This window comes from Nocardia sp. NPDC056611 (assembly GCF_042792755.1).
Lineage (GTDB): Bacteria > Actinomycetota > Actinomycetes > Mycobacteriales > Mycobacteriaceae > Nocardia.
Map to the genome: position 1 here is coordinate 836,766 of NZ_JBHTVV010000004.1, position 19,482 is coordinate 856,247.

General features: G+C 68.6%; 17 protein-coding genes, 1 tRNA gene and 1 pseudogene. 11 read left to right on the forward strand and 8 right to left on the reverse strand.

What is annotated here, in order from left to right:
• From ACFRAQ_RS25210 to ACFRAQ_RS25235, 6 genes are all read left to right on the forward strand, one after another.
• Window positions 1-519 (forward strand): nuclear transport factor 2 family protein, encoded by a 519-nt coding sequence (locus tag ACFRAQ_RS25210; RefSeq protein WP_379103799.1) that lies wholly within the window; start codon window positions 1-3, stop codon window positions 517-519.
• Entirely contained in the window at window positions 513-1,769 is a 1,257-nt protein-coding gene (locus ACFRAQ_RS25215; RefSeq protein ID WP_379103597.1) for a hypothetical protein, read from the forward strand. Before ACFRAQ_RS25210 ends, ACFRAQ_RS25215 begins: the two co-directional genes overlap by 7 nt.
• Before the next feature lie 25 nt (window positions 1,770-1,794).
• A complete protein-coding gene (locus ACFRAQ_RS25220; RefSeq protein WP_379103599.1) occupies window positions 1,795-3,405 on the forward strand; it encodes an acyl-CoA synthetase in 1,611 nt (536 codons plus the stop codon).
• A gap of 65 nt (window positions 3,406-3,470) precedes the next feature.
• Window positions 3,471-4,181, forward strand: a complete 711-nt coding sequence (locus ACFRAQ_RS25225) for an acetoacetate decarboxylase family protein (protein WP_379103601.1) — start codon at window positions 3,471-3,473, stop codon at window positions 4,179-4,181.
• The gene (locus tag ACFRAQ_RS25230) at window positions 4,178-4,948 is read left to right on the forward strand and encodes an SDR family NAD(P)-dependent oxidoreductase (protein ID WP_379103603.1); all 771 of its coding nucleotides are present in this window, start codon (window positions 4,178-4,180) and stop codon (window positions 4,946-4,948) included. Before ACFRAQ_RS25225 ends, ACFRAQ_RS25230 begins: the two co-directional genes overlap by 4 nt.
• Before the next feature lie 182 nt (window positions 4,949-5,130).
• Window positions 5,131-6,912: an ABC transporter ATP-binding protein gene (locus ACFRAQ_RS25235; protein ID WP_379103605.1), complete on the forward strand. Its 1,782-nt coding sequence runs from the start codon at window positions 5,131-5,133 to the stop codon at window positions 6,910-6,912.
• A gap of 47 nt (window positions 6,913-6,959) precedes the next feature.
• On the opposite strand, the gene ACFRAQ_RS25240 is transcribed toward ACFRAQ_RS25235, so the two are convergent.
• Complete coding sequence (locus ACFRAQ_RS25240) at window positions 6,960-7,781, reverse strand: crotonase/enoyl-CoA hydratase family protein (protein WP_357087710.1); 822 nt, start codon at window positions 7,779-7,781, stop codon at window positions 6,960-6,962.
• Between the two features lie 137 nt (window positions 7,782-7,918).
• Between ACFRAQ_RS25240 and ACFRAQ_RS25245 the strand changes: the two genes are divergently transcribed.
• Window positions 7,919-9,508, forward strand: a complete 1,590-nt coding sequence (locus ACFRAQ_RS25245) for a succinic semialdehyde dehydrogenase (RefSeq protein ID WP_379103608.1) — start codon at window positions 7,919-7,921, stop codon at window positions 9,506-9,508.
• Window positions 9,509-9,576: 68 nt separating this feature from the next.
• Here the strand turns inward: ACFRAQ_RS25245 and ACFRAQ_RS25250 are convergent.
• Window positions 9,577-10,236, reverse strand: a pseudogene (locus tag ACFRAQ_RS25250) (YbhB/YbcL family Raf kinase inhibitor-like protein).
• Between the two features lie 105 nt (window positions 10,237-10,341).
• Here ACFRAQ_RS25250 and ACFRAQ_RS25255 point away from each other — a divergent pair.
• A complete protein-coding gene (locus ACFRAQ_RS25255) occupies window positions 10,342-11,196 on the forward strand; it encodes a helix-turn-helix transcriptional regulator (protein WP_379103801.1) in 855 nt (284 codons plus the stop codon).
• 48 nt (window positions 11,197-11,244) lie between these two features.
• On the opposite strand, the gene ACFRAQ_RS25260 is transcribed toward ACFRAQ_RS25255, so the two are convergent.
• Window positions 11,245-11,775, reverse strand: a complete 531-nt coding sequence (locus ACFRAQ_RS25260; protein ID WP_379103610.1) for a hypothetical protein — start codon at window positions 11,773-11,775, stop codon at window positions 11,245-11,247.
• 119 nt (window positions 11,776-11,894) lie between these two features.
• Between ACFRAQ_RS25260 and ACFRAQ_RS25265 the strand changes: the two genes are divergently transcribed.
• Window positions 11,895-12,329, forward strand: a complete 435-nt coding sequence (locus ACFRAQ_RS25265) for a nuclear transport factor 2 family protein (RefSeq protein WP_379103612.1) — start codon at window positions 11,895-11,897, stop codon at window positions 12,327-12,329.
• Between the two features lie 71 nt (window positions 12,330-12,400).
• Here ACFRAQ_RS25265 and ACFRAQ_RS25270 read toward each other — a convergent pair.
• The 4 genes from ACFRAQ_RS25270 to ACFRAQ_RS25285 form a co-directional block, all read right to left on the reverse strand.
• A tRNA-Pro gene (locus ACFRAQ_RS25270) sits at window positions 12,401-12,474 on the reverse strand.
• Between the two features lie 64 nt (window positions 12,475-12,538).
• Window positions 12,539-13,705 carry a hypothetical protein gene (locus ACFRAQ_RS25275; protein WP_379103614.1) on the reverse strand — a complete coding sequence of 389 codons (1,167 nt, stop codon included), beginning with the start codon at window positions 13,703-13,705 and terminating at the stop codon, window positions 12,539-12,541.
• Between the two features lie 30 nt (window positions 13,706-13,735).
• On the reverse strand, window positions 13,736-14,797 hold the full coding sequence (locus ACFRAQ_RS25280) for a hypothetical protein (RefSeq protein ID WP_379103616.1): 1,062 nt from the start codon (window positions 14,795-14,797) through the stop codon (window positions 13,736-13,738).
• 77 nt (window positions 14,798-14,874) lie between these two features.
• The gene (locus ACFRAQ_RS25285; protein WP_379103618.1) at window positions 14,875-15,840 is read right to left on the reverse strand and encodes a metallophosphoesterase; all 966 of its coding nucleotides are present in this window, start codon (window positions 15,838-15,840) and stop codon (window positions 14,875-14,877) included.
• 83 nt (window positions 15,841-15,923) lie between these two features.
• Between ACFRAQ_RS25285 and ACFRAQ_RS25290 the strand changes: the two genes are divergently transcribed.
• Window positions 15,924-16,388, forward strand: coding sequence for a GatB/YqeY domain-containing protein (locus ACFRAQ_RS25290; protein WP_357087687.1), 465 nt, complete (start codon window positions 15,924-15,926; stop codon window positions 16,386-16,388).
• 86 nt (window positions 16,389-16,474) lie between these two features.
• On the opposite strand, the gene ACFRAQ_RS25295 is transcribed toward ACFRAQ_RS25290, so the two are convergent.
• A complete protein-coding gene (locus ACFRAQ_RS25295; RefSeq protein WP_379103622.1) occupies window positions 16,475-18,841 on the reverse strand; it encodes a penicillin-binding protein in 2,367 nt (788 codons plus the stop codon).
• A 301-nt stretch (window positions 18,842-19,142) separates the two neighbouring features.
• Between ACFRAQ_RS25295 and ACFRAQ_RS25300 the strand changes: the two genes are divergently transcribed.
• On the forward strand, window positions 19,143-19,466 hold the full coding sequence (locus ACFRAQ_RS25300) for a WhiB family transcriptional regulator (RefSeq protein ID WP_033089817.1): 324 nt from the start codon (window positions 19,143-19,145) through the stop codon (window positions 19,464-19,466).
• Window positions 19,467-19,482 lie beyond the last annotated feature (16 nt).

A 19,482-nucleotide genomic window follows, 5' to 3' on the forward strand; every position in this document is an offset into this window, starting at 1 on the left:
ATGATCCGCCGCTGGGTGGACGAGAACAAACACTGTGAGGCGGCCGGGGACTGGAAACCCCTCGAGCACTTCTACACCGACGACGCCACCTACGGCTGGAACTACGGTCCGCAGCAGGAATTCATGGCCGTCGGGCGCGACGAGATCCGCGATATCGCGCTCGGCCAGGAGATGTTCGGGCTCGAGGGCTGGACGTACCCGTACCAGGAATTCGTGGTCGACGAGCGCACCGGCAGCGTCATCGGATTCTGGAAACAGGTCAACGATCAGCAGCGGGCCGACGGACGGCCCTACAGCCCGGAAGGGCTCGGCGGCAGCTGGTTCCGCTACGCCGGGAACTACCAGTGGAGCTGGCAGCGCGACTTCTTCGACTTCGGCAATGTGACCGCGCTGTTCGTGGAGATGATCTCGAACAACGCGCTCTCGTCCGGCATGCGCAAGCGCATGGAACGGTCCATGTCGGGCGAACCGCTGCCCGGCTGGTACCCGGTCGGGACGGGGCCGGTGCCCCTGTGGTGACCAGCAGATACGCGTCACTCACCAGATCCGAACTGGCCCTGCTGGTTCCGGAACTGCTGTTGTGCGGGCACCTCATCGACCGGTCCGGGATGGCGCACGTCCTCGGCGCGCTCGGCCGGGAGGGCATGACCGCGGTCGCCATCGACGAATGGCAGCTGGCCAGCCCGGTCTACACCCGGCGCATGCGGCGGGCGCTCGGCATCATCGGTGACGGGGTGGACGCCATCTTCAAGGGCTTCCAGCTGGATATCGGCGCGCCACCGCAGTTCATGGACTTCCGCTACACGGTGATCGACCACGATCACGGGGAATTCCATCTCGACCACTGCGGCGCGCTCGCCGACGTCGAGCCGATGGGCACCGAATTCGTGGTGGCCATGTGCCACGACATCGAGGACCCCACCTTCGACGCGACCGCGCTCGCCACCAATCCGCACGCCCAGGTGCGACCCGTGCACCGGCCGCCCCGCGAACCGGCGGACCGGAAACCGGTGTGCGCGTGGACCGTCACGATCGATCCCGCGCACGAACCGCCGACCCCGCACGAGGACGCGCAGGTGGTGGCCGGATCCGAGGCCGCCGCCACCGTGCTCGACCCCATCGACCCGGAAGATCCCGGGCAGGCGGACTATGCGGGGCCGCTGCTGAGTGACCTGCGGTTCGAGGACTTCTCGCGCTCGGCGCTCATCCGGATCGCCGACGAGGTGTGCCTGCAGCACCACCTGCTCACCCTCGGCTACCGGACCGCGGTGGAGACGCGCACGAAACCGGAAGTGGCGCTGGACATCCTGCGCAAACAGTTCACCGGCATCGCGGGTCTCACCGCCGAACGCATCCGCACCGCGCTCGGGCTCGGCGACGATATGGCGGCGCTGGCCAAGGTGCTGCGCCTGCACCCGGCGCTGAACCCGGCCGCCTATGTCGACATCGACGTGACGGCCGAGACCACCGGCGGGGAGCAACTGGTCGAGCTGCGCATCGGCCGCGGCTGCGGCGCGGTCGACGACGGCGCCTGGCCCGCCCTGCTCGACCCCGACCATCTTCAGCCGCTCGACGCCCTGGTGCGCGGGGTGAACCCGCGTTTCCACGCCCGGGTCCGCGAGGCCGCCGACTGCGGGCTCACCCTCGAAATCGCTTGCGCCGATCTGCCGTTCCGGGAAGCCGACGAGGTCGCCATCACCCGGTTCAGCTCCGGGGCGGCCTTCACCTTCACCGACCGGGGCACACCGCTGCCGCTCACCGTCCTGTAGCCGGAACACACCAGGAGAAACGGCCATGGCGTGCAACTTCGCCGACCTCTACGAACATTCGGCCGACGCCGTGCCGGACCGGACCGCCGTGATCGAGGGGACACGGCGGCTCACCTTCGCCCAGCTCGACGCCCGCGCCAACCGGCTCGCTCACCACCTGGCGGCGGCCGGGGCCGGGCCCGGCACCCACATCGGGTTCCACATGCACAACAGCATCGAGAGCCTCGAAACCCTGCTGGGCTGCTACAAGATTCGCGCGGTGCCGGTCAATATCAACTACCGGTACCGGGCCGAGGAACTGCGCTACGTCTACGACAACGCCGACCTCGAGATGGCGGTGCACCACCGCTGCTACGCGCCGCTCATCGAGGAGATCCGGGATCAGCTGCCGAAGCTGCGGCACACCCTGGTCGTGGAGGACGACCAAGGGGGAGCGGGACTGCCGAGCCGTTCGCTGCCCTACGAGGAGGCGCTCGAATCAGCCTCCGGCATCCGGGATTTCGGTCCGCGCAGCGCCGACGACCACTTCATCATGTACACCGGCGGCACCACCGGTCTGCCCAAGGGCGTCATCTGGCGCCAGGAGGACATGTGGCGGGTGCTCGGCGGCGGCATCGACTTCTACACCGGTGAACCCGTCGCCGACGAATACCAGCAGTCCCGGGTGGCCGCGCGGAACGAGTTCCCCATGACCTGGTTCGTGCTGCCGCCGCTCATCCACGCCGCCGCCATGATGCCCACCTTCACCGCGCTGTGGTCGGGCAACGCGGTGCTGTTCCAGCCGCGCTTCGATCCCGGCGAGGTGTGGCGGGTGGTGGCGCGGGAACGGCCGCACGTCCTGGTCGTCACCGGCGACGCCATCGCCCGGCCGCTGGTCGACGCGTATCGGGCCGCGCCCGTGGACGCCTCCTCGCTCGTCTCCATCGGGTCAGGGGCGGCGCAGCTGACCCAGCCGGTGAAGAACGCACTGCTGGAACTGTTCCCGAACACCCTGGTCACCGAGTCCATCGGGTCGTCCGAAACCGGTTTCGGCGGAATCGGATTCGCGCAGAAGGACGACGATCCGGCCCGCGCGCCGCGCGTGAGCACCGGTCGAGGCGCGCTGGTGGTCGACGATGACGGGCGGCCCGTCGCACCCGGCGGGGAGGGCTGGGTGGCCAAGACCGGCAATGTGCCGATCGGGTACTACAAGGATCCGGTCAAGACCGGCAAGCTGTTCCGCATCGTGGACGGCGTGCGGATGGTGATCACCGACGATCGCGCGCGCGTCGAATCCGACGGGTCGGTCACGTTGATCGGGCGCGGCAACATGGTCATCAACACCGGCGGCGAGAAGGTCTTTCCCGAAGAAGTGGAAGCCACGCTCAAGGCGCATCCGTCGGTCTACGACGCGGTCGTGGTGGGGGTGCCGCACGAGCGATGGGGTCAGCTGGTGGCGGCCGTGGTGTCCCCGGCGGACGGCGACATCGACCTGGCGGTCCTGGAGGCCCACGTGCGCGAGCGCCTCGCCGGATACAAACTGGCGCGCCGGATCTGGGTGGCCGGGACCGTCGCCCGGACGCCGAGCGGGAAGCCCGATTACCGGTGGGCGAAGGCATATGTCGCCGAGCGGGCGCCAGACCATGAAAGTAGGTGACCGGTGAGCGGACGAACTGCGTGAAACAACCGGCGCGCCTAGGTGAAACCTGTTCTAATTCGAACATGGTAGATGCCCACACCGTGCTCGGGGAGCGGGTCAGCATGCCGGTGCGGATCCGGCACGCGGACGCGAGTTCGGCGCTGTTCCTCGTCGACGCCCGCGCCGCCGCCGAACTGCTCACCGGCACCGGGCTGGAGCCGCTCACCCTGCTCGGCAAGGCCGTGCTCTCGCTGGCCTTCGTGCGCTACGTCGACGGCGACCTCGGGCCGTACCACGAATTCGCGTTCTCGATCATGGCGAAACAGCCCGGACGCAAGGACAGCACCGGGGCCTACATCCACTGGCTGCCGGTGAACCAGAGCTTCACCTGCGAAGCGGGACAGTCGATCTGGGGCTTCCCCAAGCTCATGGCCGACATCGACATCGCGCCCGACGGGCGCGGGCACCGGTGCGAGGTCCGCGTCGACGGGCAGTTCGTGCTCGCGCTGCGAGTCGCCGACGGCGTCCCGATGCCCGCCGGCGCGGGCGGCGCCTCCATCGACGCCTACACCTCGCGTAACGGAATCCTGCGTCGCACACCCTGGATCATGAACCCCGGCCAGGTCCGGGGACGGCCGGGCGGCGCGCGCATCCACCTCGGAGACCACCCCGTCTCCGATCAACTGCGCGCTCTCGGGCTGCCCGGGCGCGCACTGTTCTCCAGCCGGATCGGCGCGCTCCGCATGACTTTCGAGGACGCCGCAACGGTCTTGCAGACCCAGGAGGTCCGATGAGCCGCACCGCACTGGTCACCGGAGCGGCCAGCGGTCAGGGCCGCGTCGTCGCGCAACGCCTCGCGGCCGCGGGCTGGCAGGTGGCGGCCGTCGACGTGAACGCCGACGGGCTGGCCGTCACCGCCGCCCGCTCGCCCAACACCCACACCTATGAATGCGACGTCTCCGATGCCGCGCAGGTGCGGGCCGTCGTCGACAAGGTGCGCTCGGAACTGGGGACCATCGACCGGCTGGTGCACGCGGCCGGCATCGGCCATGTGCACGCCTCGGTGCTGGACCACGACGTGGCCCTGATCCGGAAGATGATGGACGTCAACTACATCGGGACCGTCAACCTGGCGCAGGCGGTCGTGCCCGCCATGCGGGACGCGGGCGCGGGGACCGTGGTGCTGTTCGCCTCGCTCGTCGGCTGGCTGCCCTCACCCGGCATGGCCGGATACACCGCGTCCAAGCACGCCGTCATCGGCTTCGCCGAGAGCCTCTCCTACGAACTGCACGGCACCGGCGTGCGCCTGCTCGTCCTGTGCCCGCCCGGCGTCGAGACCCCGTTCCTGGACGTGGTCCGCGAGGAGAACGCCAGCGTGCTCGGCAACGCGGTCCCCGTCACCCCGGAATTCGTCGTCGACGCCCTGGAAAAGGCGTTGGCCGCACCGAAGACGCCGCTCTACGTATTCCCCGGAGAGGCTCGGCCCGCCTACTACATGCGGCGATTCCTGCCCGGCGTGGCGCGCGCCATCATCCGCCGCACGATTCGTCCGATCGAGTAGAACCCCCCCGAACGTGGATGCCGGCACGTGCTCCGATCGGCATCCGCTCCGGTGCTGGGCGGCCCGGGCTCTGCGGCCGCCCAGCACCCGTATCCAGCAACCATCCAGCGATAATTCACTAGCGCTATCACTCCCCTCCAGGCACTCTGGGCTCTCTGCAAGCACTAGCCGAGAGGGGATGAATGAGTACGCGCACGTCCGGGGTACGGCTGGTTCTGCGCTACTACGGCCGGGAAATGGCCCGGCGCAAAGCCATCACGATCACGGCCATGCTGGGGCCCGCTCTCGGCAATATCTGCCAGCTCTACATCGCGCCGCTGCTGGTCGCGATCGTCGTCGGCAAGGTCGCCGCCACCGGCGACTCGTCCATCGGCGCGCTCGCACCCTATGTGGTGGGGTTCGGCGCGCTGCTGTTCATCGCCGAGGTGTGCTGGCGCATCGGCATCCACTTCCTGAACCGCTTGGACGCCAACGGGATCGAGAACCTCTACAACACCGCGATGGACGAACTCCTCGCCAAGGACTCCGCGTTCTTCCACAACAACTTCGCGGGCTCGCTGACCAAGCGCGCGCTGAGTTTCGCCACCCGGTTCGAGGACTTCGCCGACACCTTCGCCTTCGAGATCGTCGCCGCCTTCGTGCCGCTGACCTTCGCGTCGGTGGTGCTGTGGCGCTACGACCCGATGCTGGTCATCGTGCTGCTCGGCCTCATCGCCGTCAGCGGCGTGGTCGTCGCCCCGCTCATCCGCCGCCGCCAGCATCTGGTCGACGACCGCGAGGCGGCCATCGCCCTGGTGTCCGGGCACGTCTCCGACACCCTGTCGAACATGCAGGCGGTACGGGCCTTCGCGGCCGAACCCGAGGAGATCGCCGAACACCGGCGGCGGGTCGCGGTGCAACGGCGAAAGTCGTTGCTGTCGTGGGATTACAACAATCTCTACATCGACACCGCCATCACCCCGCTGATGGTGATCGTGAACGTGGCCGGGCTGCTCATCGCCCTCGGCATGGGCGGCGGGCACGCGTCGGTCGAGGTGATCATGGTGGCCTTCACCTACTACTGGAACGCCACCGGGATCATGTTCCGGTTCAACCAGATCTACCGGCGGCTGGAGAGCACCACCACCGAGGCCGCGCAGTTCACCGAGCTGCTGCTGGAATCTCCGACCGTGCTCGACATCGCCGAACCGGAACCCTTGCGGCCCAAGGGGTCCGACATCCGGTTCGAGCAGGTGAACTTCGCGCACGCGGGGGCGCAGCCGCTGTTCCGCGGCCTGGATCTGGACGTGCCCAGCGGCGCGCGCATCGGGCTGGTCGGCCGGTCCGGCGGCGGCAAGAGCACGCTCACCCAGTTGCTGCTGCGCATGATGGACATCGACGGCGGCGTGATCCGCATCGGCGGACAGGACATCTCGCGACTACGCCAGAGCGATCTGCGCAGCCTGCTGTCCTACGTGCCGCAGGACCCGGCCATGTTCCATCGGTCGCTGAGCGACAACATCCGCTTCGCCCGGCCCGAGGCCACCGACGAGGAGGTGCGGCGCGCCGCCAAGGCCGCCCACGTCACCGAATTCGCGGACGGGCTGCCCGACGGCATGGACACGCTCATCGGCGAGCGCGGCGTGAAACTGTCCGGCGGACAACGCCAGCGGGTCGCGCTCGCGCGGGCCATCCTGCGCGACGCCCCGATCCTGCTGCTGGACGAGGCCACCAGCGCCCTCGACTCCGAGAGCGAGATCCTGGTGCAACAGGCGCTCTGGGAGTTGATGGAAGGGCGTACGGCGCTGGTGGTCGCGCACCGGTTGAGCACCGTGGCCGGGATGGACCGGCTCATCGTGCTCGATCGCGGGCGGATCGTCGAACAGGGCAGCCACGAGGAACTGCTGCGCGGAGAAGGCACCTACGCGCAGCTGTGGCGGCACCAGTCCGGCGGATTCCTGGCCGAGGAAGTAGCCGCCCGCTGATGGTTCGAGGTGGTGACGGGAGAGGTTCCGTCGCCACCTCGAATTCCTCAGTTGCCCTGGAAGTTCGGCTTGCGCTTCTCGGCGAACGCGCGCGGGCCTTCCTTGGCGTCATTGCTGCGGAAGACCGGCAGGCCGACCTTGGCGTCGATCTTGAACGCCTCTTCCTCGTGCAGGCCCTCGGTGTCGCGGATGACCTTCAGGATCGCTTGCACGGCCAGCGGGCCGTTGTTGTTGATCAGCTCGGCGATCTCCAGGGCCTTGTCCAGCGCGGTGCCGTCCGGCACCACGTGGCCGATCAGGCCGAAGTTCAGCGCCTCCGCGGCGGTGATGTGGCGGCCGGTCAGCAGCAGCTCCGCGGCCACGGTGTACGGGATCTGGCGCGGCAGGCGCACCGCCGAGCCGCCCATCGGGAACAGGCTCCACTTCGCCTCGGACACACCGAACTTGGCGCTCTCACCGGCGATGCGGATGTCGGTGCCCTGCAGGATCTCGGTGCCGCCCGCGATGGCCGCGCCCTCGACGGCGGCGATCAGCGGCTTGGTCAGACGGCGGCCCTTGAGCAGACCCGGCATGCGGGACGGGTCGAAGGCCGAACCCTCCTTCATGCCGTCCTCGGGCTTGTTCTTGTTCATGTTCTTCAGATCCGCGCCCGCGCAGAACGCGCCACCGGCACCGGTGAGGATGCAGGAGCGGATCTCCGGATCGTTGTCGACCGTGTCCCACGCCTCGGTCATGATGGCCAGCATCTCGCCGGTCAGCGCGTTCTTGGACTTCGGGCGGTTCATGGTGACGATGAGCGTCGCGCCACGCTTCTCGACCAGCGCGTGCGGCTCGGTGTTGGCGGGGGTTTCAGCAGTCGCTGCGGTCATCGCCGACCCTTCTTTCGATATGGACGAACCAAGATTCCGGCACGAAAGTACCCCGCGCCGTTGTCCTAAACAATAACGTGTTCTAGTTTGAACCATGGTGACCGCCGTCACGGGCGGCAAGTAGTGGAGAGAGTCCCATGAGCACAACGAGTAAGGCGAAGCTTCCGCCGCGCGTCACGGAATCCCTCATCAACCGGCTGACCGCGATGGTGACCGCGGGCAAGGCCGGCGAGGCCCGCGAGCCCTTCGAGATGACCGAGGTCTACACCGGCGACGTCGTCGGCTACCTGCCCCAATCCTCCCCCGAGGACGTGGTGGCCGCGGCCGAAATGGCTCGCGCCGCGCAGAAGGAATGGGCCGCCCGCCCGCTCAAGGACCGGCTCGCCGTCTTCGAGCGCGCGCACGAGCTGCTGCTCACCGAGATCGAGACACTCGCCGACCTGATCCAGATCGGCTGCGGCAAGGCCCGGCGCATGGCCATCGAGGAAGTGTGCGACACCCCGCTGGTGATCGCGCAGTATCTCAAGACCGCCGAGAAGACGCTCAAGCCCAAGAAGCGCTCCGGGCCCATGCCGGTCATCACCTCCTCCACCGAGGAGCACCGGCCGAAGGGCGTCGTCGCGGTCATCGCGCCGTGGAACTTCCCGTTCGCCATCTCCATGTCCGACTCCACCCCGGCGCTGATCGCGGGCAACGGCGTGATCATGAAGCCGGACAACAAGACCGCGCTGTGCACCCTGTACGGCATCGAACTGCTCCAGAAGGCGGGCCTGCCGCGCGGGCTCATCCAGGTGGTCTGCGGCGTCGGCCCCGACGTCGGGCCGACCCTGATCGACAATGTCGAGTTCGTCATGTTCACCGGCTCCACCGCCACCGGCCGCACCATCGGCGAGCAGTCGGGGCGCAACCTGATCGGGTGCAGCCTCGAGCTCGGCGGCAAGAACCCGATGATCGTGCTCGATGACGTCAACTTCGACGAGGCCATCCCGTCGATCCTGTTCGCGGCCTTCGGCAACGCCGGCCAGATCTGCATGCACATCGAGCGCATCTACGTGCAGGAACGCATCTACGACGAGTTCCTGCGCCGGTTCACCGCGGCCGCGGAGGAACTCTCCGGGAAGATGGGCGCGTCCTACGACTTCGCACCCGAGATGGGGTCGCTGGTCTCCGTCGACCACATGAAGCGGGTCGCGGCGCACGTCGACGAGGCGCGGGAGAAGGGCGCGACCATCGTCACCGGTGGCAACCCGCGTCCCGACCTCGGACCGGCCTTCTTCGAGCCGACCGTCCTCACCGAGGTCACCAAGGACATGGCGCTGGCCACCATGGAAACCTTCGGGCCGGTCGTCAGCATCTACAAGTACAAGACCGACGACGAGGCCGTGGCGCTCGCGAACGACACCCCCTACGGGTTGAACGCCGCCATCTGGACCGGAAACTTCGACCGCGCAACGAAACTCGCCGAGCGCATCGAATCCGGCTCGATCAACATCAACGACGGCTTCATCACCAGCTATGCCGCCAAGGGCACGCCGTCCGGCGGCGTCAAGCAGTCCGGCGTCGGCACCCGCCACGGCGCGGCCGGGCTCCTGAAGTACACCGACACCATCAACGTCGGCGTCCAGAAGAAGCAGATCATGGCTTCCCGCTCGTCCATGCCGTACGAGAAGCAGCTCAAGTCGACCCTGGTCACGCTGCGCCTCATGCGTCGCCTGCACCTGGGCTGACGGCTGTAAACCGCTCCACGACACAGGGTCCCGGCCGATTCGGCCGGGACCCTTCGCGTTGGTTCGGGTCAGGGGCGCTGCGCGGTCAGCGACAGCTGGGCGACACCGATGATGTGCGAGCCCATGGAGAACGACGCGACCGCCGGGGTCGCGGTGGCGGGCAGGCCCAGACTCGGGGTGTCCAGGGCCAGGACCGAGATCTGATAGGTGTGCGGGCGGTCGCCGGTGGGCGGGCACGGGCCCAGGTAGCCGGGGGCACCCGCGTCATTGGCGCCCGCGACGCCCGCCGCGCCCGCGGTGAAATCGGTTGCGGTGGCCGGGATATCCCAGTTCAGCCAGTGTCAGAAGCCCGCGCCGGTCGGGGCATCCGGATCGAACATGGTGACCGCGAAACTCTTCGCGCCCGCCGGTGCGCCCGACCATTGCAGGCGCGGGGCGTGATTGGCGGCGGTGCAGCCGAACGCGCCCGCGTAGAAGTCGGCCGGGAAGGCGTGATCGGCGGCGCCGTCCGGGCTGGTGACCGTGAACCGTGCGGCAGCGGCCGGGACCACGGGCCGAACCTGAACGGACGCGGCCGGATTCGTGGTGGGGGCGGCGGGCGTCGAATCCCCGCCGGTGCCGCACGCGGCGGCGGACAGCAGGGCCGCCACGGCGAAGGTCGCGGAAACGGTGCGTGCGATGCGAGTCATGGCGGTTCTCCTCGGGTGCTCGAATGACAGGACGAGCATCCCGAAAGCCGGAACTCCCAGGGAGAGCCTGTGCACCCTGGTATTCCGCGTACCACCCGGCCGCTCTCCTACGCTGGAGCCGAGTGAAGGAGTGCGAGCGTGGACATGACGACATCCGGACAGGAGCTGGGCGCTTTCCTGCGTGCCATGCGCGAACGCCTGTCACCCGAGCAGGCGGGCCTCCCGGCGGTCGGCCCGCGCCGCACCCCCGGCCTGCGCAGGCAGGAAGTGGCGCAGCTCGCCGCCGTCTCCATCGACTGGTACATCCGCCTCGAACAGGGCCGCGTCGGCACCCCCGGCGCCGCCATCCTCGACGCCCTCTCCGAGGCCCTCCGCCTGACCGACACCGAACGCGCCCACCTCCACCTCATCGCCCGCGGCGCCACACCCCCGGCCCGCACCCCCATCGCCGCCCCGCCCGCCTCGCTCCTGACGATCCTCGACGGCATGCCCGCCCTCCCGGCCTACCTGACCGACTTCCGCCTGGACGTCCTCGCCCGGAACACCGCCGCCGTGGCCCTCTTCGGCACCGGATTCGACTCCGGCGTCAACACCGCCCGCCTGACCCTCCTCGACCCCGGCATCCGCGCCGGCCAACTCGACTGGGACCGCATCGCCCGCGAAACCGTAGGCATCCTCCGCCGCAACCAGGCCCGCCACCCCGCGGACCCAGGCCTGCGCGCACTCATCGACGAATTACGCACGGACAGCCCTGAATTCGCCGACTGGTGGGACGACCACACCGTCCAGGACCGCAGCCACGGCACCAAACGCATCCGCCACCCCGAAGCCGGTGACCTCACCGTCGCCTACGACAGCCTCACCAGCCCCAACGACCCCGACCACACCCTCACGATCCTCACCCCCGCCGACCCCGCCACCACCGCGGCCCTCGACAACTTGCTCGCCACCCACGCGAACCGCCTGGGTGCCAATCGGCTTCGCCCCGTCGCCGGATGACACACGGCCCCGGCTCCGCGAGGGAGCCGGGGCCGCGTCGCGGTCACGCTACTTCTGAGCCGACAGGCTGCTCAGCAGTCCACCGATCACCGGAATCGAACTCGCGCTGCCCGTTCCGCCATTTCCAGCGGTCGGCGGCGCGCAGGTCGTCCCGGCAGGAGCGGTCTGGACCACGGTCACGGTCGGGCCGTTCTCCCCGAAATTGGAGAGCCCCCGATCAGTGCTGTACGGCCACGCGCTGGTCATGAACTCTCCCGGAGCGGTCGGCGTCCACGTCGCCACGACATCCTTGCCCGCCACATACGGAGCCGTCGCGACGATGGTGAAGGCCGAATCGCCGGTCGCCCGCGTCTGGAACGCAAAAGCGTTCTGCCAGGGGACATTGCCGATCAGGATCGTGGCATCGGCGGCCGGCAGCGTCAACGTGTAGGTCGATCCGACGCAATAGGCCGTCGACGCCGAGATGGTCACCCCCTCGGCGGCCGCGGGCGCCGCCGTCGCAACAATGGTGGCCACCGCCACCGCACCTGCCGCCGCGGCAAAGCCGATCCGCGGTCGGGCAAGCATCGCCATATTCATTTCTGCACTCCCCATTTGTCGAAAATCCCCCTGTGTCAAGGGGACTGGCGCAGCTTAACGCAGCACACCGACACGCCACCTCGCCCGGCGCGGGCCCTCGAACGCGTATCGTCCCGCCCATGAGCACAGCCGCTGACACGACCGCCGTGACAAACCTGATCGCGCGGTACGCGGAACTGGTCGATGCCGGAGATTTCGCCGGAGTCGGCGCCTTGTTCGCGGAGGGTGAGTTCATCGGCGGCGGTGGCTCGATCCGAGGCAGCGCGGACGTGGAGCGAATGTTCCAGCGCATGGTGATCCGCTACGACGACGGCACCCCGCGCACACACCACGTCACAACCAACATCGCCATCGAATTCGGCGACCCCGCGAATACCGCGACCTCGCGCGCCTACTTCACGGTCTTCCAAGCCCTCCCGGACCTGCCCCTCCAGGCCATCGCCACGGGCCGCTACCGCGACCGCTTCCACCGTCGCGACGGACAGTGGCGATTCGCGGAGCGCCACGTCACCATGCACTTGACCGGCGACCTCAGCCGCCACCTCCGTCGCTGATCGACCCCGGAAAACACAAAACCCCCGGCTCTCGAAAGAGCCGGGGGCCGAGTTGTGTCTCAACCACACAGTCGGGGTGACAGGATTTGAACCTGCGACCTCTTCGTCCCGAACGAAGCGCGCTACCAAGCTGCGCCACACCCCGTGAAGTGAACCTGCAGTAGCTTAGCGCACCCGTTGTCCAGGTGTTAAATCGGCTGGTCAGAGTGCTAAAGGAGGCGGAAGGTGGCGAAGATTCCGCGGGCCAGATCGGGGGAGACGGAGCGGTCCACGCCGGTGTCGGCGACTATGACGAGGACCAGGGAGCCGCTGGTGGAGCCGGCGCTCACGGCGTAGGTGAAGACCGAGAACGTGGTGGCGCAGCCGGCGGGGGCGGTGAAGGTGCCGGTGGTTTCCAGGAAGGTGCCGTGGAGGGTGTCGTCGCCGGCGTCGAGGGGTTGGGGCGTGCCCGCTTTCGCGGAGGTTCGGGTGGACCAGCCGATGCGGGCGGCGTGGGCGCCGATGTCGGTGGCGGCGGCGGTGGCGTCGGACAGGTCGGAGGTGGAGAGAAACATGGTGGTGCGCACGTTGTTCGGGCAGTAGTCGACGCCCTCTTGGGCGAAACCGGCGGCGGGGATGTGGTCGGCGTCGGTGCCGTATTTGGTGGTGGCGAGGTCGACGGCCCAGTCCTGGGGGACGTCCCAGGCGGCCTTCAGGTCCTTGGGGACCACCACCTGGTAGCCGGGGATGCGTGGGGTCAGGGTGGCGGCCGGGGCGGTCGTGGAGCCGCGCGGCGCGGTGGTGGTCGGTGCGGCCGACGACGGCGGAGTGGCGGGCGTGGGGGTGGAGCCGGAATCGCGCAGGACGAACACGATCGCGGCGATGGCGACGATCGCCACCACGACCGCGCCGATGGCCGCCAGCAGCCACAGGCGGCCGCGATCACCGCGCGGGGGTGGATAGGTGCCGGGAAGAGGCGATCCGGGGGCGACGGTGGCAGGACCGGTGCCGTACGAATTCGCGCCCGGGGACACCGGATTCGGGCCCGAGGCGTAGGGATTCGGCCCGGACGCGTACGGGTTGCGGCCGGACGCTTGGGGATTCGGTCCGGAGGCGTGCGGACTTCTCCCCGCCACTCGGGGCCTCGGCCCGGATGGGGACCGGGTCGGCCCGGATGCTTCAGGGCTCGGTCCGGAGGCGTACGGATTCGATCCGAAAACCTGCGCGCCCGCGCCGGAGGAGTGCGGATTCGATTCGGGGACAGGGTAATTCGGGGCCGGGTGATAGGGCGGCAGCGGCGGGTTGGCGGGGCGGTCGTGGACCGGGCCCTGCCACCAATCGCCGCTGGACGTCGTTCGATCCGGGTCGTCGCCCTGGTCGTCGCGTTCTCCGCTCACCGCGGCCCCCTGTCCGACGAGTCGTGCCGCCTACTGGATCGGGCGGATGCTGGCGAGGATCTTCTTCGCCAAGGTCGCGTCCACCGCCTGCGCCACTCCGGTATCGGCCGCGATCGTGAACACGAAAGCGCCGCTGTCACCGGGAAACGCGAAGGTGTAGATCGAGTAGGTCGATGCGCAACCCGCGGTCGTCGGGGTGGCCGTCCCCTTGGTCTCCAGGTAGACGCCCTGCAACTGTCTGTCCGAGGACTGGAACGACTCCGGCGCGCCGGGCGTGGTGCCGGTGGAGGTGGACCAGCCGATGCGGCCCAGGCGGGTCCCGATGTCGGTGGCGGCCTTGCCCGGATCGGTCTCGTCGGACTGGGTCAGGAAGACGTTGGTGCGCACGTTCTCCGGGCAGTAGTCGACGCCGTCCTGCGCCAGCCCGGCCACCGGCACGGAGTCCGAGCCCTTGCTGAACGAGTCCTGACCGGTGTGGTCCAGCTTCCAGCCCTGCGGAATGTCATAGGCCGCACCGTTGTTCGGGATCGTCACGACCTGATAGCCGGGAATCACCGCGCCCGGCGTACCGGTCGCCTTCGGCGCCGTGGTCTTGCCGGGCGTCGGCTTGCCCGAAGGCGACGGCTTGGCGGTGGTCGAGGTGAGCGCGCTGATCAGCGACGGCGTCGTATTCGACGTGGCCGACGGCGAATTCGAGCCCTTGTTCACCAGCGCGACGATCCCCACCACCGCGACGATCGCCACCAGCAACGCGGCGAGACCACCGAACAGCCAGCCGCGGCCCTTGCCGGCGCCCGGGGGCGGCGGATAGGCCGGCTGTCGCCCGTAACCCGGCTGCTGACCGTATTCCGGCGGCCGGGTGAACGCCTGCGTCGGCGGATACTGCGGCGGCGGAGCGTACTGCCCGGCGGGCATCGGCGTGGTCGGCTGATACCCGGGCTGCGGCCACGGCTGACCCGGCGGTTGATTCTGCTGCGGCGCCGGATAATCCGGCTGCCAACCCTGCTCCTGCGCGGGCGGCGTGCCCTGCCACCAGTCCGGATTGGGCTCCGAACCGCCGGCCTCGTTGCGGTGGTTGTCTCCACTGGTCACGATGGCCCCCTACTGAACGACTACATACCGCGCTGTATATCGCGGCGGGAGCCCGGGGCAATATCGCCGCGGGACGATCAGCGTGCGACGGCCTCCGAGGACGCGGCCCGGCCGCGCCCCGACTCGGCCACCGGCTTCTTCGGCGGCGCGCCGACCAGCGTCAGCAGCGTCGCCTCCGGACGGCAGCAGAACCGGTACGGAGCCCACGGCGAGGTGCCCAGACCGGCCGACACGTGCAGCCGGGTGTGGGCGCCCCAGCGCGACGCCCCCTTCACCCGGGCCCGGTCGATCCCGCAGTTGGTCACCAGCGCGCCGAATCCGGGCACGCACAGCTGCCCGCCGTGGGTGTGGCCCGCCATCACCAGGTCGTAGCCGTCGGCGGCGAACCGGTCCAGCACCCGCGGCTCCGGCGAGTGGGTGAGCCCGATGCTCAAGTCCGCCAGCGGATTCGGCGCGCCCGCGACGGTCTCGTAGCGATCCCGCTTCAGGTGCGGGTCGTCCACGCCCGCGGTGGAGATCTTCACGCCCGCGACCTCGATATCGCGGCGCACGTGGGTCAGGTCCAGCCAGCCGCGCTCGGTGAACGCGGCCCGCATGTCCTGCCAGGGCAGCGGCTCGCCGTAGACGCGCTTGTGGTCCTTCTTGAAGTACTTGAGCGGGTTCTTCGGCACCGGCGCGAAGTAGTCGTTCGAGCCGAACACGAAAATGCCGGGGCGCGCGAGCAATCCGCCCAGCGACTGCACCACCGAAGGCACCGACTTCATGTGCGAGAGGTTGTCCCCGGTGTTCACCACCAGGTCCGGTTCCAGCCGATCCAGCTCGCGTAGCCACGCCTGTTTCAACTGCTGCCCGGGCATCATGTGCAGGTCGCTGATGTGCAGCACCCGCAGCGACGGCTTGCCCGGTTCCAGCACCGGCAGCGTCGCCTCCCGCAGGGTGAAGGCGTTGCGCTCGATGAGCGTCGCGTATCCGATTCCGGCGACCGCGGCCCCGGCGGCTCCCAGGGCGGCACGGCTGAGGGCGGTGGTCGAGAAGACGGGCATTTGCCCAGAATAGGCGACCCGGCGGAGAAACATCGAGTCAAATGAGCTGGACCACGATAGAAGTCCCTCGTACCGTGTCGCTCATGTCGGAACTCAAAACCACGCTGCGCACGGATATGACCGCCGCGATGAAGAGCAAGGACGCGCTGCGCCTCGGCACCCTGCGGATGCTGCTGTCGGCGATCCAGAACGCCGAGGTCGCCGGACCCGAGGCGCGTGAGCTCTCCGACCCCGAGATCATCGCCGTCCTGCAGAAGGAGGCGAAGAAGCGCAACGAGGCCGCCGTGGTCTACGAGCAGGCCGGGCGTGGCGAGCTCGCCGCCAACGAGCGCGCCGAGGAATCGATCATCGACGAGTACCTGCCCACCCAGCTCACCGAGGCCGAGGTCGGCGACATCGCCGACACCGCCATCGCGCAGGTCGCCGAGCAGCTGGGCGAGCGGCCGGGCATGCGGCAGATGGGTCAGGTCATGAAGGCCGCGACCGCGCTGGCCGCCGGGCGCGCCGACGGCACCCGGATCTCCGCGGCCGTGAAGGCCCGCCTCTGAGACGGTCCCGACGGCGGTTCATGCGATACCGCTATTAATACGAAAGGCCCGGAGCGAATGACTCGCTCCGGGCCTTTCGTTCGCGGCTAGCGCGGGATGGGAATCGGGATCGGGATCGGCGGCAACGCCGGGATCGTGATGCCCGGCAGCCCCGGCACGGACGGCGGCGCGTTCGGCGGCGCCGTCACCGGCAGCTGACTGCCGTCGCTGACGTACATGGTGATCACCGAGCCGGGAATCGCCGACCCGTTGGGCGACACGTTCATGACCGTGCCCTTGCCCGCGCCCGGCTGGGTCACCACCGACACCTGGAAGCCCGCGCCGACCAGCGCCGCGTTGGCCTCGGCCTGCTGCATGCCGATCACGTCCGGGATCTGCGAGTTGTTCGATCCGCGCACGTACTTGTCGTCGACCGGCGGCAGCACGGCCGGCGGGAACCGGTCGAGCACGTTCTTCATCGCGCCCAGGTAGGTGCGGGCCGGCTCGTTACCGCCGTACAGGTTTCCGCTGCCGCAGCTGCGCAGCGGGAACGAGCAGATCTCACCGGGCGTCGGGCTGTCGCCGTAGACGTAGGAGGCGCCGGCGAAACCGTTGGTGAAGGCCAGGAAGGCCGAGGACCGGTGACTCTCGGTGGTGCCGGTCTTCGCCGAGGTCGGAATGTTCCAGCCGACGGAATGCGCGGAACCGGCACCCGTGCCGCTCACCACGTCCTGGCCCAGCGCCACCGCGAGGGTATTGGCCAGACCCGGGTCGACCACCTGCTCACACGCCTGCTGGGTCAGCGGTACCTGCTTGCCGCTGCGGTCGATCACCTCGCGGATCGGGGTGGGCGGGCACCACTTGCCGCCGGAGGCCAGGGTGGCGGCCACATTCGACAGCTCCACCGGGTTGATCGCGACCGGCCCCAGGGTGAACGAGCCCAGGTTCTGGTCCTTGATCATGTCCGAGAGGCTCTGGTTCCCGTGTCCGGAGGTGCCGGGCAGGGTGTACGAGCGCATGCCGAGCCGGACCGCCATGTCCACGGTCGGGGCCACGCCGACAGCCTGGATCAGCTTGACGAAGGCCGTGTTCGGCGAGGTGGCCAGCGCCTCGGTCACCGACATCGAACCCTTGTAGGCGCCCGCGTTCTTCACGCAGTACGTCTCGGGCGGACAGCCGGGCGTGCCGGAGTTACCCATGCCCTTGGCGGAGAAGAACGCCGGAACATCGAGGGTGGCGTTGATGCCCAGGCCCTTCTCCATGGCCGCGGCCGTGGTGAAGATCTTGAAGATCGAGCCCGCGCCGTCGCCGACCATCGAGTACGGCTGCGGCTGCACGGTCTGATGCGCGTTGGCGTCCAGGCCATAGACCCGGCTCGAGCCCATGGCCAGCAGCGGATGCGAATCCTGGCCGGGGGCGATGATGTTCATGACCTCGGCGATGTCGTCGAGATTCGGATTGGTGTTGGCGGCCAGCGAGTCCCGCACCTGGTCCTGCACGGCCGGGTCCAGGGTGGTCTTGATCAGGTAGCCGCCCTTTTCCAGCTGATCGCGGCTGATGCCGGCGTTGGTCAGGTACTGCATCGCGTAATCGCAGAAGAAGCCGCGGTCGTTGGCCGCGATGCAGCCGCGCGAGAGGCCCTTGGGCTCGGGCAGCACGCCCAGTCCCGTGTCCTTGGCCTTACGGAACTCCTCCGCGCGGCTGGGCACGTTCTGGATCAAGGTGTCGAGCACGGTGTTCCGGCGCTCCAGCACGCCCGTGGGGTTGGTGTACGGGTTCAGCTTGGAGCTGGACTGCACCATGCCGGCCAGCATGGCCGACTGCGTCATGGTCAGGTCCTTGGCGTCCACGCCGAAGTACGTCTGCGCGGCGTCCTGGATGCCGTAGGAGCCGTTGCCGAAGGGCACCAGGTTGAGATACCGGGTGAGGATCTCGTCCTTGGTGAGGCGCTTGTCCAGCGTCAGCGCCATGCGGATCTCACGGATCTTGCGGGCCGGGGTGGTCTCGGTGGCGGCCCGGCGCTCGGCGTCGGTCTTGGCCACCACGAGCAGCAGGTAGTTCTTCACGTACTGCTGATCGATGGTCGAGCCGCCTTGGGAGACCTGGCCGCCGGAGGTGTTGGTCAGGAAGGCCCGGAAGGTGCCCTGCCAGTCCACACCGTGGTGGTCGGCGAAGCGCTTGTCCTCGACCGAGACCAGGGCCAGCTTCATGTTGTTGGAGATCTTGTCGCTGGGCACCTCGAAGCGGCGCTGCTCGTACAGCCAGGCGAAAGGCGTCCCATTGGTGTCCACCATGGTCGAGACCGCGGGCACGCTGCCCTCGACCAGTTCGGCGGAGACGTTGTCGACGGCGTCGGCGGCCCGGTTGGAGATGAACCCGAAGCCACCGGCCAACGGGAACAGCAATCCGGCCAGCAGCACGGCTGCCAAGACGCACGCGCCTGCCAGTCTCCAGAGCGTTCGTGTGATCGGCACGGGCCCTAGCCTAATTGGCCTTTCGGACACTCGGTGTTCGCCCGCCACGGGTGTCCTTTCGTCCCCAAAGGTACGGACTGACCGGTTCTTGGCAACGAATGCGTGGACGGACGTACCAGAAAATCTCGGGACGGTCTTGCGCAGCCGATACACGACTATCTAGATTGAGAACCCAGTGTGATAGAGCTAACACTCAAAGTGGAATGTGGTGCAGAACGCAGTGGGGTTGGGTAACTGCGCGCTGCACTCGCGATTCTGGAGCGCCGTGACCCGGTGTTCGGACTGCAAAGGGGCACACCAAATGCACATGACTACCCCGATCGCTCGATTGGACGTGGAGCAGGCCGAAGCGAGAATCGCCTGGGTTTCCCAGGCCCGATGCAAGGAAGTGGATCCCGACCAGCTGTTCGTGCGTGGCGCGGCACAGCGCAAGGCCGCCACCATCTGCCGGCACTGCCCGGTGCTGATGGAGTGCGGCGCTGACGCCCTCGACAACCGAGTCGAGTTCGGTGTGTGGGGCGGTATGACCGAGCGGCAGCGCCGTGCGCTGCTGAAGCAGCACCCGGAGGTGACGAGCTGGGCGGACTTCTTCCGCGTCCAGCGATCACAGAAGGTAGCGATGTAAGCGAGTATCCCTTACC